Raw genomic sequence first — 23327 nt, forward strand, 5'->3', positions numbered from 1 at the left:
TCGATCGCAACCATGCGCGTGCGTCTGATCCGAGAGCTCATCAAAACCTTGCCGCGATGTCCTTGCTGCGGCGCCATCGCAGCATCAAATGGACGCCGACGCCCATGACGCAGTAAGATTAGATTAGCGTGAGCGTAATCCGCCGAATGCTGTTGAAGCATCGTGCGCAGGACGGCGGGTTACGCTATCGCTAATCTAACCCGCCCTACGGACGTCAAACGCGCCGCTTCGCCTTCTTCCGTTCGCGCTGCGGCTGCTCCAGGCGCACCTGCATCAGGTCGCGCTGCATCTCGTTGAGGTAATGCGCCAGCGCCACGCGGTCGTCGAACCTGAAGCCGCTGACGGCCTGGTCGTAAAACCCGAAAATCCGTTCGCGCAGGCCCGCCCAGAACGCAAAGCCCTCTCGCGTCAGCCTGACCACGCGCGCCCGCTTGTCGGCGGCGTCGGTGACCCGTTCGACGAGGCCGTCGCGTTCAAGCCGCTTCAGGACGCCATCGAGATTCTGCCTGGAGACGACGAGGAAGTCGGCGAGCGTGCCGACCGACATGCCATGGGTCGGCCGGGGATCGGAGAGTGCGCCGAGCACGGCCCATTGCACGGTCGTCACCCCCAGCTCCTTGACCGCCTGCTTCTGCAGCGTGTTGGCGACCTGAAACAGTCGGAAGAAGATCCGGTTGTTGAGGTGGTCGGCGCCGCGGCCTTGCTTGTCGGTCGCGCCGGCGCCGGCCTCGTCCGGAAAGACCGCCCCTGATTCCCTTTGCGAAGGCGATGCCATCTCTTGCGACCCTAACGGAATTTCGGCTTGCGCTTCTCCAGGAACGCCTTGACGCCTTCGCGCGATTCTTCGGTCTGGTAGAACAGGCTCAGGGCCTGCATGCCCATCGCCGAGATGCCGCGGATCGATTCGGAATCCTGATTGAAGGAGCGCTTGGCGATTGCGATCGCCGTCGGGCTGAGGCTGGCGATCTCCGCGCACCAGCGCTCGACCTCGGCGTCTAGCTCGGCCGGCTCGACCACCGCATTGATCAGCCCCATTTCGAGCGCCTGCTGCGCGCTGTAGCGCCGGCACAGCATCCAGATCTCGCGCGCCTTCTTCTCGCCGACGACGCGGGAGAGCAGCGCGGTGCCGAAGCCGGGGTCGACCGAGCCGACCTTGGGACCGACCTGGCCGAACACCGCCGAGGACGAGGCGATGGCGAGATCGCAGCAGGTGACGAGCACGTTGCCGCCGCCGATCGCAAAACCGTTGACGCGCGCGATCACCGGTTTCGGCACGTCGCGGATCGTCGTCTGCAACTCCTCCACCGGCAGTCCGATGATGCCGCGCCCGTCGTAGCTGCCATCATGCGCCGACTGGTCGCCGCCGGTGCAGAACGCTCTTGCGCCGGCGCCGGTCAGCACGATCGCGGCGATCGACTTGTCCCAGCCGGCCTTGTTGAAGGCGTGGATCAGCTCCTCGCAGGTCTGGCCGCGGAACGCGTTGTACTTGTCGGGCCGATTGATGGTGATCCAGGCGGCGGGACCGCGCAAATCGTAGCTGATGTCGCCATATTGCATCTTCGTCTCCTATCCGTTCATGGTGAGACCGCCGGAGACGCTGATCACCTGGCCGGTCATGTAGTTGGCGTCGTCGCTCGAAAGGAAAGCGACGAGGCCGGGCATGTCGTCGGGCTGTCCGAGGCGCTTCAGCGGGATCGCCCGCTTGAGCCCGTCATAGATCTTCTGGCCGTACTCGCCTTCGCCGGCAAAGGAGCGCAGCAACGCCGTATCGGTCGGACCGGGGCACACCACGTTGACCCTGATGTTGTCGCGCGCACATTCCCGCGCCATCGTCTTGGAGAAGGCGATGATGCCGCCCTTGCAGGCGGCATAGACGGCTTCGCCCGACGAGCCGACGCGGCCTGCGTCGGAGGCGATGTTGACGACCTTGCCGCCGCCGCCGGCGATCAAATGGGGCAGGGCGGCCTTGTGCAGGTTGAGCGGGCCGCGCAGGTTGATGGCGATGATCTTGTCCCACAGATCCGGCTCGGTCTGCAGGAACGGCTTTGCGACGTCCCATCCGGCATTGTTGATGAGGATGTCGAGCTTGCCGAATTTCGCGGCGCCGCGGTCGACGGCCTCTTTTACGGCGCTGTAATCGGCGATATCGGCGGCGACGCACAGCAAACGGTTTTCGTCCGCGCCGAGATCGTCCGCGAGCTGCTTCAGCGCTTCGGCATTGACGTCGAGCGCGACGATCCTGATTTCCTCGTCGAGGAACCGGCGGCAGATCGCGCGGCCGATGCCGCCGGCGGCGCCGGTGACGATCGCGATGCGGCCTTTGAGACCTCTCATGCTGTTGCTCCTCTCCCGTTTCGTTTCATGTCGCCGCGGTCTCCGCCGCGATTGTCAGATGCGATTGCCGAGGGTGGCGCCTTCGTAGATGGCGCGCTTGGCGTCGAGCTCGCCCGCGAGCCGCGCGCCGCCGATCACGTGCACCGATTGGCCGTTCGCGGCGATGGTGTCGGCGATCCGCCGCTCCGATTCCTGGCCGGCGCAGACGACGAGCGTGTCGAACGGCAGTATCTCGTTGCGGTCGGGGAGCGCGATGTGCAGACCCTGCGCGTCGATCTTGACGTAGCGTGCGTCGGATATCTGGCGCACCTTCATATCCTTCAGCTCCTGCCGAAGGATCCAGCCCGTGCTCTTGCCGAGGGTGCGGCCGAAGGCGCCGGGCGAACGCTTCACCATGGTGATCTGCCGCCGTGCCGCATGCGTTTTCGCCTTTCCGTTGATGCCCCAGCGCTCGAAGAATACTTCCCGCGTTTGCCGGCGGCCGTTGCTCTCCATGGCGAGGAACAGCGCGACGTCATGGCCGATGCCGCCGCCGCCGATGACGATCACGCGGTCGCCGGCCGTCACGCTGCCGTCGAGGATTTTGCTGTAGCCGACCACCCGCGGATCGTCGCCGCCGGGGATGTCGATCGGGCGGGGCGCAACGCCGGTCGAGACGATGACCTCGTCGAAGTTGGATCGCTTCAGGGTTTCCGCATCGACCGCGACTCCGGTCCTGATCTCGACCCCGCCCTCGGCGAGTTGCGCCTCGTAGCTTGCGAGCGAGAGCCCATAATCCTCCTTGCCCGGGATGTTCGCCGCCAGCGCAAACTGCCCGCCGATGCGGGAAGCCGCCTCGAACAGGGTGACGTGGTGGCCGCGGCGCGCGGCCTCGAGCGCAGCCGCAATGCCGGCCACTCCGGCGCCGAGCACCGCGACGCGCTTGGCCGCCGGGGCAGGGGCGTCGGAGAACTCGTTCTCGCGGGCCGCGCGCGGATTGACCAGGCACGTGATCACCTGATCGGTGAAATAATGGTCGAGGCAGGCCTGGTTGCAGGCGATGCAGACATTGACGAGGTCGGGACGGCCGCGTCCGACCTTGCTCGCGAACTCGGCATCCGCCAGCAGCGGCCGCGCCATCGAGACGAGGTCGGCGGAGCCGCTCTTGATGATCTCGGCGGCATCGCCGGGAAGATTGATGCGGTTGCTGGCGGTGACGGGAATCAAGACCGCCTCCTTCAGCCGCTGCGTCGATTCGATGAAGGCCGCGTGCGGCACGGGGCCGGCGATGGTGGGGACGGCGGCTTCATGCCAGCCGATCCCGGTCGAAAGGCAATCCGCGCCCGCCTTCTCGACTTCTTTCGCCAGCCAGATCGTCTCTTCCTGGGTCAGCCCTCCTTCGACCAGCTCGAGCGCGGAGATGCGATATGAAATGACGCCTTCGCCGATCGCCGCGCGAACCGCCCTGACCACGGCCAGCGGAAAGCGCGCGCGGTCCTCCAGTGCGCCGCCCCATCGGTCGTCGCGATGATTGGTGCGCGGCGCCAGGAACTCGGAGATCAAATAGCCTTCCGAACCCATAATCTCGATGCCGTCATAGCCGGCCTCGATCGCAAGCCGCGCCGTCGTCGCGTAGTTTGCGATCGTCTCCTCGATCTGTTCGGAAGTGAGCTCGGCCGGCACGTCGCGGTTGATCGGCGACTTGATCGGCGAGGGCGCGACCACGGCCGGGTGATAGCCGTAGCGGCCGGCATGTAGAATCTGCAGCAGGATGCGGCCGCCGGCCGCGCGGACCGGAGCTGTGATCTTGCGATGATGCGCGACCTGATCCGGCCGCTCGAACGTGCCCGGCTCGTTCTTCATGCGGCCGGCGAAGTTCGGCGCGAACCCGCCGGTCACGATCATCCCCGCGCCGCCCTTGGCGCGCTCGGCGTAGAAGCGGCCAAGCTCGTCGAACCGCTCGGGATGGCATTCGAGACCGGTGTGCATCGATCCCATCACGATCCGGCTCGCAAGCGTCACGGAGCCGACCCGGATCGGATCGAGCAGGACGGAGTGAGCGTGCGCCATGCGGGCCTCCGGCCTTTCGGGGCGTTGTTACCCGTCAAGTAACGCTGTCGTCATAATATGTCAATATATTTATATATTGAATGGCATTCGACGGCAGATTATCTCGCCAAGAGCACGGAAGATTAGACAATATATTGTAGATATGGTCGGCATCTTCCCATCCGCACGACAGGAACTTCTGACGGGACCGCAGGCTAACAGCCCGCAGGTTGACGGAACTTCACCGTTCGACCGATTGGCTCGATTTAGCCGGCCGACGAGATCAGTACTTCGCGAAAACGACGTGCGCCGCGGCGTCAGGCACTTCCTCGCCTTCAAGCGGGAGCCTGTTGAGACGCCACTCCAGAAACCCGCCCTGCAGGCGGCGCACCTGTCGCCCGGCCGGTCTCAGCACTTCGATTGCCTGGTACGCGAAGATGCAGTATGGCCCGCGGCAATATGTGACGATGTCGCTCCCAGAGGGAATGTCGGCGATATGTTTTGCGATCTCGTCAACGGGCATGTTGATCGCGTGCGGAATATGGGCCGCCCGGTATTCCAGCGCGGGTCGGACGTCGATGGTCAATCCGGTGCCATCTTTGATACGCTTTAACAACTCCGCGCTGCTCGCCGGAGCGATCGGATCACGCGCGCGGTACAGATTCGCGATCGCGCGCTCGGCATCCGCAAGATGATCGTCCGCGAAGGTGCTCACCGTTCGCAGCAACACGACGACAGATTCGTCCGCAAGCTCATAGACGATATGCTTGCCCTGCCTGTGTGCGGAGAGCAGGCCCGCCTTCTTTAGCTGGAGCAGATGTTGGGACGCGTTGGCGACGGACAAGCTCGCCGCCTTCGCCGCGGAATCCACGCTTCGGCTGCCTTGCGCCAGAAGGTCGAGAAGTTCAATTCTCGCCGGATGCGCTAACGCCTTCGAGACTTCCGCCGCGAAGCCGAACATCACGCGCTTGGGGTGGGCGCGTTTCACCAGTGTTTTCCCATGCAAGCCGCTCCTTCATATCTTTTCAAACATTCAATTGAACGCTTGATCTATCGCAAGGCAAAGTCCACCCGATCGCTTAATCTTAGCATGAAACTTGGGGGATTTGCCTGCGATGACAACGGTGTACTCGCGTCGGCGCAATATTCGAAGCGGCCCAGCATTCCTTCCGATCTCGATTTTGGCGCTGATTTTGCTGCCTGATTTGGCCCTTTGCCAATCCAATGCTCAGTCTCCCGCACCGGCAGCGCAGACGTTTGCGCCACTGCCGGATCCCCCGAAGATCGACGAGAGGCGGGCCGAGCTCGGCAAAATTCTGTTCTTCGATTCGCGCTTGTCGGGCGACACGGCCAATGCGTGCTCGACGTGTCACGACCCAGGCAAGGGGTGGGCGGATGGCAAGCCACTGTCGGCGGGCTACACGAGCGTCGAATACTTTCGTAACGCTCCGTCGCTGTTCAATTCGTTCGCGCGCAAGCGCCTGACGTGGGACGCGCGGCTGGATGGTTCGGACCCCGGAACCCTGGTCCGCGACATGTTGACCGAAGCCCACACGATGAATGCGGACACGCGTATCGTGCAAGAGCGATTGAAACAGGTGCCGCAATACGCCGACGCGTTCAAGGCTGCCTTCGGCGCCGATCCCTACGGCGGAATGATCTATGGAGCGGTCGCCGAATTTCTCAAGACGATCCGAACAACGGGCGCTCCTTTCGACAAATTCCTTCGTGGTGATACGACAGCCCTGAGTGCGCAGCAAAAGGTCGGCATGGAACTGTTTTCGGGCAAGGCCGGCTGCGGGATGTGTCACAGTGGCGCGATGTTGTCCGACTCCAAGCCCTATGCGACGGGCGTGCCCGAACATCCGGAGCTGGCCAGCAATGCATCCCGCCAAATTACGATGCTCCGCCACTATTCAACTTTCGGCGTGCCCAACTTCATGAATCTGCGGAAAGATGTTGGCTACTACATCGTCACGAAAGATGAGGCGGACATCGGCAAGTTTCTGACACCCTCCCTCTGGGATGCCGGTCAAACCGCTCCCTACATGCACAACGGCGTTTTCGCGACGCTCGAAGAAGTGGTCGAATTCTATGATCGCGGAGGAGGTCAGTCGCAAAACAAGCCGGCGACGTTGAAGCCGCTCAATCTGACGGCGGAAGAAAAACAGGCCCTTGTGGCGTTCCTGCAGAGCCTGACCGGCGATCGGCCGGCTGCGACACCTCCGAATCTCCCCGACTACGGCATGCGCGCCGTCGGCACGAATTGAGGAGGTCCGACCATGACCTTTGCTCGAACCATGCTTGCGACCTCGGCGCTCACGGCAGTCGCGCTCACGGCCGCTTTTGCTCAGTCCCCGAAGTATCCACCGCTGGCTCCGCTGCCCCCGGTGTCGGTCCCGGCCGACAATCCGCAGACGGCCGACAAGATCGAACTTGGCAAGATGTTGTTCTTCGACAACCGCCTCTCTGGCAATGGTGCCATGGGGTGCGCCGCCTGCCATCGCCCCGAGCTTGGCTGGGGGACAGGAAGTACAATCTCGTTCGGTTATCCGGGCACGACCCACTGGCGCAACTCCCAGACCATCCTCAACAGCGCCTACTACAACAAGCTGTTCTGGGATGGCGCAGTAACCAGTCTGGAAACGCAGGCACCGGCGGCGGCAGGCGGCGCAGTCGCCGGCAACGGCGACGATGCCATGATGGAAATGCGTCTGGCCTTCGTTCCGGAATATCGGTCGGCGTTCAAGAAGGTTTTCGGAACCGAGTGGCCGATGCTCTACGACGCCTGGAGGGCGATTGCGGCGTTCCAGCGTACGATCGTTTCGGACGGAAAGAAGGTACCGTTTGACCGCTTCACCGCAGGCAACTCCAAGGCACTCAACGAATCGCAAAAGCGCGGTTTGGCCCTGTTCAACGGCAAAGCCAATTGCATTGCCTGCCACAATGGACCTCTGGCTTCCGATCAGAAATTCTATCGCACCGGTGTGCCGGCAGCGAAGGAATTTGCCGAGACCGCCGAACAGCAGATTACGTTCCGTTGGGAGGTCTACCAAAAGGGGGTGCCGGAAAAGGTCTATCGCTCTGCGAGCGACGATCACGGCCTCTATTACGTGACGAAGCGTCCGGAAGACATCGGGCGCTGGCGGACCCCCAGTTTGCGTGAGCTGAAATACACCGCGCCATTCATGCATAACGGGGCGTTCGAGACTCTTCAGGAGGTGGTCGAGTTCTACGACCGTGGTGGTGGCAAGAACGCGGAGGCTCTGAAGCCGCTCAACCTGACCGGGCCGGAGAAGAAGGATCTCGTGACCTTTCTTGAGTCGCTCAGCATGGACGAGGCTCTCATCGTTGCGGACCCTAAACTGCCGGAAACCAAGCCACTTTGGACGGGGAATTGATCATGCAGTCTCAGCACAATCTCCGGGACGAACGTGCGCCCTCATGCCTGTCACGTCGCAGCATGTTGATCCTCGGCGGATCGGCGGCGGCGGTGATTGCCACGCTGGGTTCAACCGAGGCGTGGCCCCAGGCGACCAAATTGGTTGGCTCCAAGTATCGCGAAAAACGAGTCGCCAGGTTGCAGGATGCGACCGTCGACACGCCGATCGAGTTTGACTACCCCGCGACGGATATCAAGAACGTCCTGGTCAAGCTTGGCGAAGTTGCCGGCGGTGGCATTGGCCCGGGCAAGGACATCGTGGCGTTTAGCGCCCTCTGCACGCATATGGGTGGTCCGATTGGCGCCGAGACTTATAAAGCCAAACACAAGGTGTTGGGGCCATGTCCGTTGCATCTGACCACCTTCGATCTGACACGCCATGGGATGGTCGTATCCGGACACGCCACTGAGGCGCTTCCGCAAGTCATGCTTGATATCCGCGGCAACGATATCTTCGCAGTGGGAATGATGGGCCTCGTGTATGGCTTCGGCGAGAACCCGAAAGGTTGAGGAGAGCACCGATGGCGGCCGATCTCACGCATGCTGTACCGCTCCCGCCCAAAAGTGCGGAAGTGATGACCACGGCTTGCGCCTATTGCACGGTAGCTTGCGGCTACAAGGTCTATCGCTGGCCGGTCGGCCGTAATGGGGGACAAAAGGCAAAGGACAATGCCTTTGGTGTCGATTTTCCGACCGGCGCCGCGATGCTTCCATGGGTGAGTACATCGCAACACCGCGTCGGCTTCCACAAGGGGAAGCCGCACAATTTCCTGGTGGTGCCGGACTTTGACGCAAAGGTCGTCAACCCCCAGGGGAATCATTCGATCCGCGGCGGCACGCTGGCCCAGCGCATCTTCAATCCGGACACACCGACACGGGAGCGGTTGCAGTTTCCCGCCGTCCGGGTGAATGGCAAGTTGGAGCGCGTCTCATGGGATTTCGCCACGGACGTGATGGCTGCGGTGTCCAAGCACGTGCTTGAAAAGCATGGCGTGGGCGCGTGGGGAATGAAGACGTACTCGTATGAGTATTTCGAAAACACCTACGCGATCGCCAAGCTGGTCGATGTGTCGGTGGGAACCGCGGTGTACGCACCTCACGACAAGCCCCAGTCTGCCGAAGATGCCGCCGGCCTGGATGATGCGGGGATCAATTCCTTTGCGGCCTCATACGACGATTGGAGCAAGTGTGACGTCGCGTTTCTGTCGGGTGTGGATCCTTACGAAACCAAGACGACGCTGTTCACATCATGGATGATGAATGGACCGAAGCTGATCTTTGTGACCCCACACAAGACCATGGGTGTCGCCTATGGTCTGGAGAACGGCGGGCTGTGGTTGCCGATCGAACCGGGCACCGACACTGTGCTGCACTTGGCTTTGGCGCGCATCATTATCGAAAACGGTTGGCAAGATCAGGCCTTCATCGACAAATGGGTCGCCACCAAGTGGGAGATTGAAGCGGGCTACGGCCGCGGAACCCGCAACACGCGCTGGCAGTGGCGGACCACGTTTGGCGGCACGATCCAGTCCGACTGGGAGGACTACAAGAAGTTTGTCCTCGCGGAGGACGCGGGGAAGCTGGAAAACGCTGCCAAGATTACCGGACTCGACCCGGCGCTGATCGTCAAGTGCGCCGAGATGATAGCCAAGCCAAAATCCGACGGCTCGAGGCCGAAGACCTCGTTCATGCTGGAGAAGGGCAACTACTGGTCAAACAACTACATGAACAGTGCCTCGCTTGGCGCGCTCGGACTGATTTGCGGGGCAGGCAACCGTCCAGGCCAGATGATTTCGCGCGGTGGCGGTCATCAGCGCGGCTGGATGAGTGCGGGCGGCGGCCGATGGTGGCTCAGCCCCGAGAAATATCCTGGGCGACGCAAGAAGGCGCTGAACGTAGATCGCTGGGTAATTGACGGCAACGTGCGCTTCTTCTGGGCGATCGGCCTCACCTGGTTCCCCGCGATGGTTGCAAGCCAGGAATTGTCCGCGCGTGTGCGGGAGCTGACATCCGACCACCAGATGCAGCCGAACCGGCTCGACAAGCAGCACGTCATCGACATGTTGATTGCGCGCACCGATGCCGGCGGCATGGTGCTTGTCGATTCCGACCTGTACCCTGTCGATCCGCTCAACACCTCCTACGCCGACATTGTGCTCCCGGCGGCGGGATGGGGAGAGGAAGCGTTCACCCGCTGCAACTCGGAGCGCCGGTTGCGCCTCTATTCAAAGTTCAACGATGCGCCAGGTGAGGCGAAGCCCGACTGGTGGGCGATCGCGCAATTTGCCAGGAAGATGGGCTTTGAGGGATACGACTGGAAGGATTCGAATGACATATTCGAGGAGTCCTCCCGATTCTCGCGCGGCAACGTGCTCTCCTATCATGCAGTCGTATCCGCGGCGAAGGAGCGCGGTATGCGCGCGCATGATTTTCTTGCGACGCTTGGTACCGAGGGCATCCAGACTCCAGTTCGTGTCAAGGGTGGAAAGATCGTCGGCACAAAGCGGTTGCACGATCCCTCCAACGACTGGGGAGAGGTCGAGGGAGTCACCAACGACGCGCGCTGGCTGTACGAATTCGACACGCATTCGGGCAAGGCGCTGCTGCTCAGGACCGCCTGGAAGTTTCCGGGGTGGAACGACTTTTACGAAGCGGTCAAACCTCGCAAAGAGAAGGGCGAAATCTGGGTTACGAATGGCCGCGTTAACGAGACGTGGCAGTCCGGGTTCGACGACATTCGCAAGCCCTATTTGGCCAAGAGGTGGCCCTATCCGCACATTGTCATTCATCCTACCGATGCCGGGCTGCACAGCATCGAATCCGGCGACTTTGTCGAGGTTACGAATGACACTGTCTATATCCAAACCGGAGCGCCCATCGGGGTCGAAGCTGCGGATCTGACGTTTACGAAGCTCAAGGAGAGCGGTCATATTCGTGTCGGCCGCGGGCGCATGAGTTTCGTTGCGATTGTGTCCGACGAAATCAAGGCCGGTGTCGCCAAAGCCCAGTTCAACATGGGGAAGGCGATGGCCAATTCACTGTGCCACGCGGTTCCAGATCCGATAACCGGAAACTATCGCTACAAGCTTGGCCGCGGTGTATTGCGCAAGGTCGGACCCTCGCCCTGGAAGCGCGACCTAACCGCAATGTCACTGAAGCCGCGCCCGATCATCTGATCCGGCGATGTGGAATGGAATGCGTGATTGCGCCTGTCAGCCGATCTGGCAGAACACTGAAATGACGCAAAGCGGCCCGGGAGGGCGACTTTGCCGGCGTGCTACACCAGCAGGTGCAGCAGGTCGTACTCCTTCGGCGACAGCTTCACCTCGCTGTCCTGCAGCCTGCAGCGGACCAAATCGTCGATCTGCTATCGCTTGCCGTGCGGCCGTGCGGGCGGCGGGGGAGGCGGCGGCGGCGCTTCGACCTGCTTGGCCGGCGGCGGCTCGCTGTGAACCTCGCACTTCGACGCCGCCAGCGACGCCTGCGCCTGCGGCATCAGGCCGGGCTCGGCGGCCAGCGCCTTCATCACGATCAGGCCGGTCTCGGTCGGGGAGTCGATGATCAGCCGGTCGGCGGAGGTGACGTCTTCTTCCTCTGGCAGGTCGGCATGCTGCGCTTGCGTCATCAGGTCGAGCTCGATCACCTTGCGGCCCGCGGAGCGGTCGTTGATCGCGTAGTAGGCGACTTCGCTGCGTGTGTAGAACGACACCGAAGTGTAGGCCTGGCTGACGGGCACCGCGAGCTTGATCGGGCCGCCCGACAGATCGTAGCGGCAGATCGCGACCGCAAAGGCCGGGTCCATGAACGGCATCGGCGCGTTGGTGGGCTCGGCGGCGGCAAGCTGCGTCACCGCGTTGAGCTTCGTCATCGGCGTCAGGCGCGAATAGGCATCCTGGGTTGCGATCCGCGGCAGCGCCAGCACGGCGACGAGATGCACGATGAGCCCGAGCAGCACGCCGGCGATGATGGTGAAGGCGAGCCGGATCATGGGCACCCCACCGTCGATATCTGCGGCATCGGCGCGTCGCGCTGGGTGCGCGTGGCAACCCCCACCGGCGTGTCGTAGAGGCGCATCATCAGCGCATAGCGCTCGATGCCGCCGGTCGGCAGCCAGTTGCCGGAGCGAGCACGCGAGGCCACGCGCACCTCGAAAGAGCCGTCGGCGCCGCGGATCACCTCCTGGCTGGTGAAGCCGTAGCGCTGCAGCGTATTGGCGACGAGCTGGCCCTTGGTGTTGTACAGCGTCAGAGTCCAGAACCGCGCCGCCGGCGTCACGCCGCTGACCACGACGTCGCAGCGGCCGTCGAGCGGCTTGTTGCCGTCGTCGGTGGTGGCGGTGAAGGCGACGCCGTCTCCGGTGCCGACCGGCAGCTCGCCGCTGCGCACGATGGTGGCGCGCGAGTAGGGATCGACGTCGGCGTTGCCGGTCTTCGGCCGGGCCGTCCACGCGCCGATCTTCAGGGTGCCGATTTCGGTGCCCTTGGTCGCGGTCATGTAGGTCGAGCCGAGGCCGATCGCCGAGGCGATGAGGAGCGCAAGCAGGGTGACGAAGACGAGACGCACGGTTGGATCAGTTCTTGCGCGCGGCGGGCGCGGCCTTGTCGTCCGGCGTCGCCGCCGCAAAGCTTTCGGGGAGCGTGACCGCGCTCGACTTCGCTCCCTTCGGCGGTTCGGTGGCGGACGTCTTCGCCGCGGTCTTGCTGGCGTCGTCGAGTTGCTTCTCGATCCGCACCAGGATGTCGGCGCCGCGCTTGGTCAGCACCGGCGGCGGGCCGGGCTTGGTGTCGATGACCTTCGGCGCAGCCGCGGCCATGGCGGCGGCGGTCTGCGGCGGCAGCTTCTGGCCCATGCCGATGCCCGGCACTTCCTTGACCTCGACGCCCTGGTGGGCGACCACCATGACCTCGCGCCAGGTCTGCGCCGGCAGCGAGCCGCCGGTCATGCGGTTGGTCGGCGAATAGTCGTCGTTGCCGTACCAGACCGCGCAGGTGAAGTTGCCGGTGAAGCCGACGAACCAGGCGTCGCGATAGGCGTTGGTGGTGCCGGTCTTGCCGGCGGTCGGAATGCCGTCGATGATGGCGCGCCGCGCGGTGCCTTCGCTGACGACATGGCTCATCATCTCCGACATGTCGGCGGCGACCGAAACGGGAATGGCCTGTATCTGTTTCTTGCCGTCGCGGTCGAAGCGCCACACCAGGTCGCCGGTGCTGCTGCGCACTTCCAGCACCGCATGCGGTATCGGCGCCTTGCCCTTGTTCGGGAAGGTCGCATAGGCCACCGCGTGCTCGAGCACGGTGACCTCGTCGGAGCCGATCGGCATCGACGGCGTGTCGGGCAGCGGCGCCTTGATGCCCATGCGGCGCGCCACTTCGGTGATCTTCTGGCGGCCGGCCTTGGCCGGATTGGACGCCTTGCCGCCGAGCGCGATCGATAGCTTCACCGGGATCACGTTGATCGACCGCGTGATCGCCGTCGTCAGCGTCACCGATCCCGAATAGGAGTGGCTGTAGTTCTGCGGGCACCAGTTGAAGATGCAGACCGGGCCGTCGACCACCTTCGTGTCCGGCCTGTAGCCGTTCATCAGCGCGGTGGCGTAGACGTAGGGCTTGAACGAGGAGCCGGGCTGGCGATAGGCGTCGGTGGCGCGGTTGAACTGGCTGGCGCCGTAGTCCCGTCCGCCGACCATGGCGCGCACGCCGCCGTCGAGATCGGCGACGGCGACCGCCGCCTGGGTCGCGTGGTAGTCGCGGCCGAACTGGCGCAGCTGGTTCTCCACGGTGGCTTCGGCGGAGCGCTGCACGTTCATGTCGATCGCGGTGCGCACCACGAAGACGCGCTCGCTGTAGGACTTCGGGAAAGTGTCGACGAGCTTGCGCATCTCTTCGAAGGCGTAGTCGAGGTAGTAGTTCGGCGAGTTCTCGTCGCGGCGGTCGACGGCAAACGCCGGATTGCGGCGGGCGCCGAACACCTGGCCCTCGGTCATGAAGCCGGCGTCGACGAGGTTGTCGAGCACGACGTTGGCGCGGGCACGGGCGGCGGGCAGGTTGATGTGGGGGGCGTATTTGGTCGGCGCCTTGAACAGGCCGGCCAGCATGGCGGATTCCTGGAGGTTCACGTCGCGCGCCGACTTGTTGAAGTAGAAGTGCGCCGCGCCGTCGACGCCGAAGGTGCCGCCGCCCATATAGGCGCGGTCGAGATAAAGCTTCAGTATCTCGTTCTTGGTCAGCCGCGTCTCGAGCCAGATCGCGAGGAAGGCTTCCTTGACCTTGCGTTCGATGGTGCGCTCGTTGTTGAGGAAGAGGTTCTTCGCCAGCTGCTGGGTGATCGACGAGCCGCCCTGGCGCACGCCGCCGGCCTGCGCGTTGGTGATGAGGGCGCGGGCGGTGCCGGGAATGTCGATACCGAAATGGTCGTAGAAGCGGCGGTCCTCGGTGGCGAGCGTCGCCTTGATCAGGACGTCCGGAAAATCCTCCAGCGGGATCGAGTCGTTGTGCTTGATGCCGCGGCTGCCGATCGGGTTGCCGTAGCGGTCGAGGAAGCTCACCGCGAGGTCGGACTTCTTCAGCCAGTCGTCGTCGGCGGTTTCGCGGAAGGCGGGGATGGCGAGCGCCAGCATCAGCACGAGGCCGCCAAGGCCGATGGTGGCGCCTTCCGAGGCCGGCTCGACGATCACCCAGCGCTTCCACCGGCCGACATAGAAGCGGTCCATGAACGTCGAGTAGCGCTCATAGAGCTCGCGCAGGCCCTTGGCGGAAGAGAACAGCGTGGAATCGATGCGCGCATCGATGTCCAGCATCATGTCCTTGATCTTCTGCTTCAACTTGGGAGGTAAGATCCTGCGCACCGGTTTACTTCATCGGTTCGAAAGCGCCGCGGCCAGCCGGCGGCTGCCACAAGACGTCTTGCGGGAATGTTGCGGCAAACCCAAGGCGCTCAATTGCGTGCCCGGGGACTCACCTGCATTTGTATCCGAGAGGGGGCCATAAACCAATGGTGTTGCAGCGATTTTGAACGACAGGCCTAATGTGCGCGTTATTCGTTCCGCCAGCGCCAAGGCCGCTTGCACCGCCGCGCCTCCAGCCCGTAGAAGGGCGGCAAACCGGCCCCATGCCAGGGAAATCAGAGACTTATGACCGCACCGCCCAAACGAATCTCGGGTCAGGAGGGATTCTTCTGGAAAACCAAGACGTTGGAGGAAATGTCTGACGCCGAATGGGAGAGCGTGTGCGACGGCTGCGCGCGCTGCTGCCTGGAAAAACTCGAGGACGAGGATACCGGCAAGATCTACTTCACCGACGTCTCCTGCCGCCTGCTCGAGACGAGCGCCTGTGCCTGCAAGGACTATGCGAACAGGTCCGACCAGGTTCCGGATTGCGTCCGGCTGACGGCCGCCAACGTGCGCACCCTCAACTGGCTGCCGCCGAGCTGCGGCTATCGGCTGGTGGCCGAGGGACGCGACCTCTATTGGTGGCACCCGCTGATCTCGGGCGATCCCGATACCGTGCATGAGGCCGGCGTCTCCGTGCGCGGGCGGGTAAACGGCAAGGAAGACGAGGTGTCCATCGACGATCTGCAGGATCACATCGTGCAGTGGCCGAAGATGCTGCCGAAGACGGCGAAGCTGAAGCGGCCGCCGCGGGCGTAAGCCCTCCCCGGCAAATCACGGTGCCCGCTCGCGGGATGCTCCCATGCGCCCAGCCGGGTGCCGCGGTGCGGGCCTTGCTCCTAGATTGCGCGACAATGATTCAACCGCGCGGCGTTCCGCGCAGCGAACGAATTGCGGCGAGATGAGCGATTTCGAACGGCAGAGCCGTCGAGCTGCCGACCAGGAAATTTTGTCCGACGAGGTCGCCGAAGAGATCTCGCATATCCCGACCGAGGTCCTCGACATCGCGGATGCGCCGCCGCTTGCCCCGCCGGCGCCGCTCGACAAGGGCGAGGTCCGCACCATCCTGATGAGCCTCTTGCTGACGATGTTCCTGGCCGCGCTGGAACAGACCATCGTCGCAACCGCGCTGCCGACGCTGGGCCGCCAGTTCGGCGACGTCTCCAATCTCTCCTGGGTGATCACGGCGTACCTCTTGGCCGCGACCGCGGTCGCGCCGGTGTTCGGCACGCTGAGCGACATCTACGGCCGCCGCGTCATGGTGATCATCTCGCTCAGCCTGTTCATGGCCGGCTCCGTGCTGTGCGCGCTGGCGCCGAACCTGCCGGTGCTGATCCTCGCCCGCGGCCTGCAGGGGCTGGGCGGCGGCGGCATCATGCCGGTCGTGCAGACCGTGATCTCCGACGTGGTCTCCCCGCGCGAGCGCGGCCAGTACCAGGCCTATTTCAGCGGCGTCTGGGTGGCCGGCGGCATATTGGGGCCGGTGCTGGGCGGCCTGTTCGCCGAGCACCTGCACTGGTCGATGATCTTCTGGATCAATTTGCCGCTCGGCGTCGCGGCGCTGGCGATGCTGCTGCCGAAGATGGCCAAGATCCCGGTCTATCACCGCCACCGCAAGGTCGACTGGCTCGGCGGCGTCTTGCTGATGGCCTCCGCCGTCGTTGTCATGCTGGTGCTGACCTGGGGCGGTAACCGCCATGCGTGGCTGTCGCCGACCATCCTGTCGATGGTGGGCTCGGCGATTGCGCTGGCGCTGTCGTTCGTCTGGTATGCGGGCAGGGCGGAGGAGCCGTTCCTGCCGCTGCCGCTGCTCGGCGGCACGGTCGCGCCCTATGCCATTGCCGCCGGCGGCTGCGCGCTCGGCGCCATCATGGGGCTCACCGTGCACCTGCCGCTGTATTACGAGGTGGTCTATCGCCTCAACCCCAGCGAGGCCGGCCTCGCGCTGATCCCGCTCGCGGCAATCTCGACCTGTGGCGCTGCGATCGCCGGCCGCACCATGGCGCGCGCCAGGCGCTACAAGCGCGTCGCCATCGTCGGCACGTCGCTCGCCGTGGTCAGCGGCTTTGCGCTTGCCTTCACCACGCTGCCGCTGTGGGGATTGCTCGCGGTGATGTCGGTATTCGCGCTCGGCCTCGGCACGACCTTCCCGGTCAGCGTGGTGTCGCTGCAGAACTCGGTGACGCGCGCCCAGATCGGCACGCTGACCGGCGCAATGAACTTCTTCCGCGCGCTGATGGCTTCGTTCACGGTCGCAGCCTTCACCGCCATCCTGTTGATGGCACTCGGCTCCGACATCCAGCTCGCGGGCGAGCACCGCGGTTCCGTCGGTTCGATCGCGGCGTCCGACATGATCACGGCGTTCCGCTGGGTGTTCGGCGCCGCGGCGCTGATGATGACCTGTGCGGCGGCCTGTTTGATCGTGATGGAAGAGCGGCCGCTCGCGGGGCCGGCCACGCCGCCGGCGGAGTTGGCTGAGTGAGCATGATCCCGAAAAGTGGGAACCGGTTTTCGGAAAAAGATCATGCTCCAGTAACAGCTCAGTTCGCCGCCGTCACCCGCGTGTCGATCTCCTCGCGCAGCAGCGAAAAGTCGATCGGCTTGGTCAGAAGCCCGCTGGCGCCGCCTTCCAGGGCCCTGCGCCTGGTATCGGCATCGCCATAGGCGGTGATCATGATGACCGGCACTTCGGGCCGCATCGCCCTGACCTTGGGCAGCATCTCCAGCCCGTTCATTCCGGGCATGTTGATGTCGGAAAGGATCAGGATCAGATCCTCCCGCGTATCGCCGACGCGGGCCAGGGCATCGGGTGCGGAGCTGGCGAAGTCCATCACGAAACGGTGCGTGCGCAGGTCGCGCCGGAATTGCTGGCGGAACAAGGTTTCCACGTCGGGTTCGTCATCCACCACCAGAACCAGAATGCTCACGGCTAACCTCTGGATTCTTCTTCGAAATTGCTTTTGCGCGGCAACACGATGCGGAATTCGGTGAAACGATCTTCCTGAGTATTCACGTCGATTGTGCCGCCATGTTGTTTCACGATGATGTCGTGGCTCATGGATAGTCCCAGCCCGGTCCCTTCGCCCGCCGGCTTGGTGGTGAAGAAGGGGTTAAACATCTTCTCCTTCACCTCAGTCGGGATGCCGGTGCCGTTGTCGCGGATACGGATTTCGACGGCATCTCCGAGGTTTCTGGTGCTTGCCCGCAGCGTCGGCTCGAAGCCGGCTTCGCCGCTTTCCCTGCCGCGCTTGGTGACGGCATGGAAACCGTTCGAGACCAGATTGAGGATCACGCGGGTGATTTCCTGCGGGAACAGGTCGAGCTGGCCCGCTTCGGGGTCGAAATCGCGCTCCAACGTGACGTTGAAGCCGGGCTTCTCGGCGCGGGCGCCGTGATAGGCGAGGTTGAGGCTTTCGTCGATCAGCGCATTGATGTCGGACAGCCGGTGCTCGCCGCCGCCCTCGCGCGAATGCAGCAGCATGTTCTTGACGATGGAATCGGCGCGCCTGCCGTGCTGCACGACCTTTTCAAGGTTGCCCTTCAGAAGCCCCGTCAATTCGTCCACTTCCGCGCGGATTGTCTCGCCGACCTCGACTTGCTTGAGTGCGTCGTTCAATTCCTCGGTTAACTCGGCTGACAGCGCAGCGAAATTGTTGACGAAGTTGAGCGGGTTCTTGATCTCGTGCGCGATGCCGGCGGTGAGCTGGCCGAGCGAAGCGAGCTTTTCGGTCTGCACCAGGCGGTCCTGCGCGGTGCGGAGGTCGTCGAGCGACTTTGACAGTTCGCGTGTGCGCTGTTGCACCTGCTCGAACAGGTGGACGTTGCCGATCGCGATCACCGCCTGGTCGGCGAAGGTCTGCAGAAGCGCGATCTGCTTCTCGCTGAACGGGTTCACCTCGTTGCGGCGGAGGATGAGGGCGCCGATGCTTTCGCCCTCGCGCAGCAGCGGGACAGCCACCATGGTGCGATGGCCCATGCGCACCGACAATTCGCGCCCATCCGGAAATTCGTCGCCTTCGGCCATCAAGTCCGTTACGTGGACCGGCTTCCGGTCGATGAAGGCGCGGCCCGATACCCATTGGCGGTTGATCGGCCATTTCTCGACATTCAGCGGGATCGGCCCATGATGGGCGCTGAAGCGAAGGTGATCGCCTTCCCTGAGGAGAGCGATGCTGTCGTACGCCCCGCACAATTCACAGGCGCTTTCCACGATGGCCTTCAGGACTGGCCCGACGTCGGTTGGCGATGAGGCGATCACGCGCAGAATGTTGGCGCTGCCGGTCTGGTAGGTGAGGGCCTCCTCGAGGTCGCGAGTCTTGGCCTGCACCTCGTCGAACAGCCGCACATTCTCGATGGCGATGACGGCCTGGTCGGCAAAGGTGGAGACCAGTTCAACCTGCTTGTGCGAGTAGGACTCGACGGACTTGCGTCCGAGGAACAGCACACCAATCGGTTCTCCGCCGCGCATCAGGGGAACGCCGAGCAGGGAACGGTATCCCGCCGCCTTCTGCATGTCCGGAAACTGGTAATCCGTGTCCGTTAGGACGTCCTCGATCTGGACAACGGTGCGGGCCAGCAACGTTCGCCCGATCAGGCTCTCCCGGCCTGGCTGAAGTCGGAGATTGTCAGTGACTTTGACCCAGTCGACGGAGAAGTTGTAGTTCGTGGCGTGGTAGAAGCCGCGCTCGTCGCGGAGCGCGATCGCCCCCATGTCGGCATTGCACAGACGAGCGGCCGATTCGGTCAGAGTGTCGAGCACGGTTTGCAGGTCGAACGCCGAGCGGCTGATAAGCTTGAGCACGTCGGCGGTCGCTATCTGCTGCTGCAGAGCCTCGCTCAGATCCTCGGTGCGCGCCTGCACCTCGTTGAACAGCCCGACATTCCTGATCGCGATCACGGCCTGGTCGGCGAACATCTGCAATAGGCGCATATGCTGCTCGCCGAACGGTCCTGGCGCGACGCGGGTGACCGTGATGATGCCGACGGCTTCGCCGTCATTCATCAGAGGCGCGAACAGCATGCTGCGGTAGCCGCGCGCGCGTGCGATGTCGCGCGCCGCCGGTTCGAGCTCGGTGTCGGGCAGTTCCGCCGGAGCGCCTTCGCGCGTCAGCTGGTAGGGCGGAAACTCGGCGAGCGGAACCGGGAAGGAGGACTGCAGGACCGCGTCGCCTTCTGCGTCCGTCGGAGTGAACGCTGCCAGGTGAATCTTGCCGTCGCCATAGCGGAACACAGCAGTTGAAAAGCCGCCGATCAGGCGGCTTGTGCTGTGCACGATCGCATCGAATACCGGCTGTACGTCGGAGGGCGACGAAGCGATGACCTTCAAAATCTCGGCGGTCGCGGTCTGTTGCTCCAGCGCCTCCTTCGTTTCCCTGAACAGCCGCGCGTTCTCGATCGCGATCACGGCCTGGTCGGCGAAGGTCCGCAGGAGCTGAACGTGGTGGTCTTCGAATGCGCCGGGCTCGGTCCGGGTGACACTGAGAATGCCGACCGCATTGCCCTGGTTCATCAGGGGTACGAACAGCACGCTGCGAAAGCCGCGCAGCCGCCCGAGGTCGCGGTTCACCGCCGGTACATCTTCCGCCTCGGTGTCGGAGAACTGGATGGTCGCACCCTCGCGCACCATCGCGAAGATCGGAAATTCGGCGACGGGTTGCGGGAACGATGCCTGAAGGCCCTCGTCGGATTGCGGACTGGTCGGTGTGAACGCGACCAGATGAAGCTGATCGCCGCGGATGTGCAGCACCGTTGCGGTAAAACCGCCAAGCAGACGCTTGGCGCTCGACGCGATCGCCTCGAACACCGGTTGCACGTCCGATGGCGAGGCGGCGATCCCCTTGAGGACCTCGGTCGTCGCGCTCTGTCGCTCCCGGGACTGGCTTAGATCCCGCCGCAGATTCGCGTTCTCGATCTCGAGTTCGACCTGGCGCGCCTTCGCGTCGTCGCGCTCGGCACGGGCTGATTCGAGGCGCGACTCCATCTCGGTGATGGCTGTTTCCAGCTCGTCGATAGCAACCGACATGTCTTCGGGAAGCATCGCCATTCAAATCAATCCGTGCGTGGCGCGCGGGCAGGGCCGATTGGGCCTCGTTCCCGCGGTTCCAACCGGATTATTTCATCCCGGACGCGTTAGGGCGAGTCCCGATGGAGAGCCTGAGGCGGGCCTTTATGCTTGCCCGCCTCACATCACCTTGACCGCGTCAGGAAGCGCGCGATCGCGCCGCCGAGCCTGGCGCTTTCCAGCGGCGCGGCGAGCGAAGCCTTCGCGGCTTCGACGAGATGTTCAGGCGCGCGGCCCTTGCTACCCGCTATCTCGCAGCAGGCCAGCGCATAGCCCACGGAGAACTCCGGATGCGGCTGCACCGAAAGCGTGGTGTCGCCGGGATAGAGCAGCCCGGCATGTTCGGTGAAATCCGAGGACAGGATGGTTCTGGCGCCCGATGGCGGCGCGATCACCTGGTCCTGATGCGAGGCGGCAAGCGCGATGCGCTCGCCTTCGACGATCCCGTTTCCGGGCATCACGTCGTAGACATGCCGCCCGATACCCCAGCCATTCACCGACTTGCGCACGGTGCCGCCCAGCGCCTGCGCGATCAACTGGTGGCCGAAGCAGACGCCGACCATCGGCACGTTTCGGCCGTGGGCCGCGCGCGCGAAGTTTTCCAGCGGCGCGATCCAGTCGAAGTCATCATAGACGCCGGCCGAGGAGCCGGTGATCAGGATCGCCTCGAGCTTGCCGAGATCGGGCAACGGATCGCCAGCAGGGATGCTGACGGTGTCGAAAGTGACCGTCGGGTCTGCCGCGCCGATCATCCTCTCGAACATCTGCGGATAGGTTCCGTGACGTTCGCGATTCTTCGCGCCGACGAGGCCCGTTTCGATGATGGTGACGTGTGGCATCGGCAGGCTGTCCGGCTTTCGGCCTAGGTCCCCGGCCGCGAGACCTCAGTCTCCCTGCTGGTGATGAACTCCAAGAGCACGGGCACGCCTTCTTTTGTCTTCTGGATGCCGCGCTTGATGGCGGGGATGATGTCTTCGGGCTTGGTGACACGCTCGCCATAGCCGCCGAAGGCGCGCGCCATCGCGGCGTAGTCGCCGGATATGTCGGTCGAGCGGTATTTTTCGGTCGAGATCGGCATCACCTTCAATTCGATCGCCATGGAGAAATTGTTCAAGAGGATCGACATGATCGGAATCCGCTCGCGCACCGCGGTCTCGAAATCCATGCCGGTGAAGCCAATCGCGGCATCGCCCCAGACATTGATGCAGAGCTTGTCGGGCCTGGCGAGCTTGGCGCCCATGGCGAGCCCGAGGCCGTAGCCGAGCTGCGTGGTCTTGCCCCAGCCGATATAGGAAAGCGGCTCGACCGCCTTCCAGAACGGCGACAGCTGGTCGCGCGGGCTGCCGGCATCGTGGGTGATGATCGTATTGTTGATGTCGACGGTGTGCTGCAGGTCCCAGAGCACGCGGTAGGGATTGAGCGGCGCGTCGTTCGAGGTCAGCTTCGGCATCCACTTGGCGAGCCATTCCTTGTGGGATGCCGCGATCTCGGCGGCGACGGCGCCATGGTCGCGGTCCGTCTTGACGGTCTTGCCGACCTCTTCCAGCAGCGCGTCGAGCACGAGGCCGGCATCGCCGACCAGGCCGATCTTCGCCTCGACGTCCTTGTTGAGGTGATTGGGATCGAGCGTGGCGTGGATGATGGTCTTGCCCCTGGGCATGGCGATGCCGAAGGATGTTTCCGTGAAGGAGCAGCCGACGCCGAAGATAACGTCGGCATCGGCAAGGAACTTCGGCACCGCGCGCGGCACGGCGAGGCCGCCCGAGCCGAGCGAGAGCGGGTGCGTCTCCGGGAAGGAGGACTTGCCGCCGAGGCTGGTGGTGACGGGGAGTGCCAGCCGCTCGGCGAGCCGCTTCAGCTGCGGCCAGGCCTTTGCGTAGTGCACGCCCTGGCCGGCATAGATCACCGGCCGCTTTGCCGCGATCAGCGTCGCGGCCGCTTCCTTCACATGCAGGGGATCGGCGCCGTAGCGGGTGCGCAGCACCGGTGTGTAGTCGAGCGGCTCCGGCACCTCCTCGTTCCACATGTCGGCGGGGATTTCGACGATGACGGGCCCGCCGCGGCCGTTCTTCAATTTCGTGAAGGCGCGGCGGAAGATGTTGCAGACCTCGCCGGCGAGGATGATCGGCTCGGAGGATTTCGAGAACGCCTTCATCGCCTGGCTGGAGTTGAAGTTGGGGTCGATGTGGGAGAGCCGGCGCGCATAGCCCATCGGCAGCACCAGCACGGGCACCGACTCGCCGTAGCATTGCGCCACGCCGCCCATGGCGTTCTCCGAGCCGGGTCCGTGCTGCATGCAGAATGCGCCGATGCTGCCGCCGGAGGTGACGCGGGAGATCGCATCGGCCATGTGCACGCCGATGCGCTCCTGGCGCACCATGATCGGCCGGATGTTCACGTTGGCGGCAAATTCGATGAGGTGATTGACCGGATAGCCGCAGAGGATTTCGATGCCCTCGCGCCTCATGATCTCGGCTATGGCTGCACCCAGCTTCATGGCAATTCTCCCCAAGCGGCCGATGTGATCCCGGCCTGTCGGGGGACAGTAGGAACAGGAATCGGCCGCCCGGTAAAGC

At 63.8% G+C, this 23327-nt stretch carries 18 protein-coding genes and 1 pseudogene; 6 read left to right on the forward strand and 13 right to left on the reverse strand.

The features are described from left to right. Positions 1 to 214 precede the first annotated feature (214 nt). The 5 genes from ACT4OC_RS16010 to ACT4OC_RS16030 all read right to left on the reverse strand — a co-directional run bounded on the left by ACT4OC_RS16010 (position 215) and on the right by ACT4OC_RS16030 (position 5350). Complete coding sequence (locus ACT4OC_RS16010) at positions 215 to 775, reverse strand: MarR family winged helix-turn-helix transcriptional regulator (protein WP_444839983.1); 561 nt, start codon at positions 773 to 775, stop codon at positions 215 to 217. A gap of 11 nt (positions 776 to 786) precedes the next feature. Next, the gene (locus ACT4OC_RS16015) at positions 787 to 1557 is read right to left on the reverse strand and encodes an enoyl-CoA hydratase-related protein (protein ID WP_444839984.1); all 771 of its coding nucleotides are present in this window, start codon (positions 1555 to 1557) and stop codon (positions 787 to 789) included. Positions 1558 to 1566: 9 nt separating this feature from the next. Next, entirely contained in the window at positions 1567 to 2334 is a 768-nt protein-coding gene (locus ACT4OC_RS16020) for a glucose 1-dehydrogenase (protein ID WP_444839985.1), read from the reverse strand. Positions 2335 to 2388: 54 nt separating this feature from the next. Then, entirely contained in the window at positions 2389 to 4383 is a 1995-nt protein-coding gene (locus ACT4OC_RS16025; protein WP_444839986.1) for an FAD-dependent oxidoreductase, read from the reverse strand. A 262-nt stretch (positions 4384 to 4645) separates the two neighbouring features. Then, complete coding sequence (locus ACT4OC_RS16030) at positions 4646 to 5350, reverse strand: ArsR/SmtB family transcription factor (RefSeq protein ID WP_444839987.1); 705 nt, start codon at positions 5348 to 5350, stop codon at positions 4646 to 4648. 127 nt (positions 5351 to 5477) lie between these two features. Between ACT4OC_RS16030 and ACT4OC_RS16035 the strand changes: the two genes are divergently transcribed. From ACT4OC_RS16035 to ACT4OC_RS16050, 4 genes are read left to right on the forward strand one after another with little or no spacing between them, the layout of a single operon-like run. Then, positions 5478 to 6632, forward strand: a complete 1155-nt coding sequence (locus ACT4OC_RS16035; protein ID WP_444839988.1) for a cytochrome-c peroxidase — start codon at positions 5478 to 5480, stop codon at positions 6630 to 6632. A gap of 12 nt (positions 6633 to 6644) precedes the next feature. After that, on the forward strand, positions 6645 to 7763 hold the full coding sequence (locus ACT4OC_RS16040) for a cytochrome-c peroxidase (RefSeq protein WP_444839989.1): 1119 nt from the start codon (positions 6645 to 6647) through the stop codon (positions 7761 to 7763). Positions 7764 to 7765: 2 nt separating this feature from the next. After that, a complete protein-coding gene (locus ACT4OC_RS16045) occupies positions 7766 to 8314 on the forward strand; it encodes an arsenate reductase (azurin) small subunit (RefSeq protein WP_444839990.1) in 549 nt (182 codons plus the stop codon). 11 nt (positions 8315 to 8325) lie between these two features. Beyond that, entirely contained in the window at positions 8326 to 10980 is a 2655-nt protein-coding gene (locus ACT4OC_RS16050) for an arsenate reductase (azurin) large subunit (protein WP_444839991.1), read from the forward strand. A gap of 104 nt (positions 10981 to 11084) precedes the next feature. Here ACT4OC_RS16050 and ACT4OC_RS16055 read toward each other — a convergent pair. From ACT4OC_RS16055 to ACT4OC_RS16070, 4 genes and pseudogenes are all read right to left on the reverse strand, one after another. After that, positions 11085 to 11162, reverse strand: a pseudogene (locus tag ACT4OC_RS16055) (DNA-binding response regulator); the annotation flags it as partial. A gap of 9 nt (positions 11163 to 11171) precedes the next feature. After that, the gene (locus ACT4OC_RS16060) at positions 11172 to 11792 is read right to left on the reverse strand and encodes a DUF1254 domain-containing protein (protein WP_444839992.1); all 621 of its coding nucleotides are present in this window, start codon (positions 11790 to 11792) and stop codon (positions 11172 to 11174) included. Continuing rightward, the gene (locus ACT4OC_RS16065) at positions 11789 to 12367 is read right to left on the reverse strand and encodes a DUF1214 domain-containing protein (protein ID WP_444839993.1); all 579 of its coding nucleotides are present in this window, start codon (positions 12365 to 12367) and stop codon (positions 11789 to 11791) included. Before ACT4OC_RS16065 ends, ACT4OC_RS16060 begins: the two co-directional genes overlap by 4 nt. Before the next feature lie 7 nt (positions 12368 to 12374). Further along, a complete protein-coding gene (locus tag ACT4OC_RS16070) occupies positions 12375 to 14648 on the reverse strand; it encodes a transglycosylase domain-containing protein (protein ID WP_444839994.1) in 2274 nt (757 codons plus the stop codon). A gap of 285 nt (positions 14649 to 14933) precedes the next feature. On the opposite strand from ACT4OC_RS16070, the gene ACT4OC_RS16075 reads away from it, so the two are divergent. Together ACT4OC_RS16075 and ACT4OC_RS16080 are read left to right on the forward strand one after the other, a co-directional pair. Further along, entirely contained in the window at positions 14934 to 15449 is a 516-nt protein-coding gene (locus ACT4OC_RS16075) for a YcgN family cysteine cluster protein (protein WP_444839995.1), read from the forward strand. A 142-nt stretch (positions 15450 to 15591) separates the two neighbouring features. Further along, positions 15592 to 17172 (forward strand): MDR family MFS transporter, encoded by a 1581-nt coding sequence (locus tag ACT4OC_RS16080; protein WP_444839996.1) that lies wholly within the window; start codon positions 15592 to 15594, stop codon positions 17170 to 17172. A 58-nt stretch (positions 17173 to 17230) separates the two neighbouring features. On the opposite strand, the gene ACT4OC_RS16085 is transcribed toward ACT4OC_RS16080, so the two are convergent. The 4 genes from ACT4OC_RS16085 to ACT4OC_RS16100 form a co-directional block, all read right to left on the reverse strand. Further along, the gene (locus ACT4OC_RS16085) at positions 17231 to 17617 is read right to left on the reverse strand and encodes a response regulator (protein ID WP_444839997.1); all 387 of its coding nucleotides are present in this window, start codon (positions 17615 to 17617) and stop codon (positions 17231 to 17233) included. A 2-nt stretch (positions 17618 to 17619) separates the two neighbouring features. Further along, positions 17620 to 20733, reverse strand: a complete 3114-nt coding sequence (locus tag ACT4OC_RS16090) for a GAF domain-containing protein (RefSeq protein WP_444839998.1) — start codon at positions 20731 to 20733, stop codon at positions 17620 to 17622. Between the two features lie 143 nt (positions 20734 to 20876). Beyond that, positions 20877 to 21590 carry a type 1 glutamine amidotransferase gene (locus ACT4OC_RS16095; RefSeq protein ID WP_444839999.1) on the reverse strand — a complete coding sequence of 238 codons (714 nt, stop codon included), beginning with the start codon at positions 21588 to 21590 and terminating at the stop codon, positions 20877 to 20879. Positions 21591 to 21613: 23 nt separating this feature from the next. Beyond that, positions 21614 to 23248: a thiamine pyrophosphate-requiring protein gene (locus ACT4OC_RS16100; protein WP_444840000.1), complete on the reverse strand. Its 1635-nt coding sequence runs from the start codon at positions 23246 to 23248 to the stop codon at positions 21614 to 21616. Between the last annotated feature and the right edge of the window lie 79 nt (positions 23249 to 23327).

Origin of the sequence: Bradyrhizobium sp. (genome assembly GCF_052389815.1) — a bacterium.
In the GTDB taxonomy this organism is placed as follows: Bacteria; Pseudomonadota; Alphaproteobacteria; order Rhizobiales; family Xanthobacteraceae; genus Bradyrhizobium.

What these genes read in the sequence shown, in the direction of transcription:
- ACT4OC_RS16015 (WP_444839984.1), bottom strand. Translation starts at nt 1,557, where the DNA reads ATGCAATATGGCGACATCAGCTACGATTTGCGCGGTCCCGCCGCCTGG.
- ACT4OC_RS16035 (WP_444839988.1), top strand. Translation starts at nt 5,478, where the DNA reads ATGACAACGGTGTACTCGCGTCGGCGCAATATTCGAAGCGGCCCAGCA.
- ACT4OC_RS16010 (WP_444839983.1), bottom strand. Translation starts at nt 775, where the DNA reads ATGGCATCGCCTTCGCAAAGGGAATCAGGGGCGGTCTTTCCGGACGAG.
- ACT4OC_RS16100 (WP_444840000.1), bottom strand. Translation starts at nt 23,248, where the DNA reads ATGAAGCTGGGTGCAGCCATAGCCGAGATCATGAGGCGCGAGGGCATC.
- ACT4OC_RS16060 (WP_444839992.1), bottom strand. Translation starts at nt 11,792, where the DNA reads ATGATCCGGCTCGCCTTCACCATCATCGCCGGCGTGCTGCTCGGGCTC.
- ACT4OC_RS16080 (WP_444839996.1), top strand. Translation starts at nt 15,592, where the DNA reads ATGAGCGATTTCGAACGGCAGAGCCGTCGAGCTGCCGACCAGGAAATT.
- ACT4OC_RS16090 (WP_444839998.1), bottom strand. Translation starts at nt 20,733, where the DNA reads ATGGCGATGCTTCCCGAAGACATGTCGGTTGCTATCGACGAGCTGGAA.
- ACT4OC_RS16025 (WP_444839986.1), bottom strand. Translation starts at nt 4,383, where the DNA reads ATGGCGCACGCTCACTCCGTCCTGCTCGATCCGATCCGGGTCGGCTCC.
- ACT4OC_RS16075 (WP_444839995.1), top strand. Translation starts at nt 14,934, where the DNA reads ATGACCGCACCGCCCAAACGAATCTCGGGTCAGGAGGGATTCTTCTGG.
- ACT4OC_RS16095 (WP_444839999.1), bottom strand. Translation starts at nt 21,590, where the DNA reads ATGCCACACGTCACCATCATCGAAACGGGCCTCGTCGGCGCGAAGAAT.
- ACT4OC_RS16020 (WP_444839985.1), bottom strand. Translation starts at nt 2,334, where the DNA reads ATGAGAGGTCTCAAAGGCCGCATCGCGATCGTCACCGGCGCCGCCGGC.
- ACT4OC_RS16040 (WP_444839989.1), top strand. Translation starts at nt 6,645, where the DNA reads ATGACCTTTGCTCGAACCATGCTTGCGACCTCGGCGCTCACGGCAGTC.
- ACT4OC_RS16050 (WP_444839991.1), top strand. Translation starts at nt 8,326, where the DNA reads ATGGCGGCCGATCTCACGCATGCTGTACCGCTCCCGCCCAAAAGTGCG.
- ACT4OC_RS16045 (WP_444839990.1), top strand. Translation starts at nt 7,766, where the DNA reads ATGCAGTCTCAGCACAATCTCCGGGACGAACGTGCGCCCTCATGCCTG.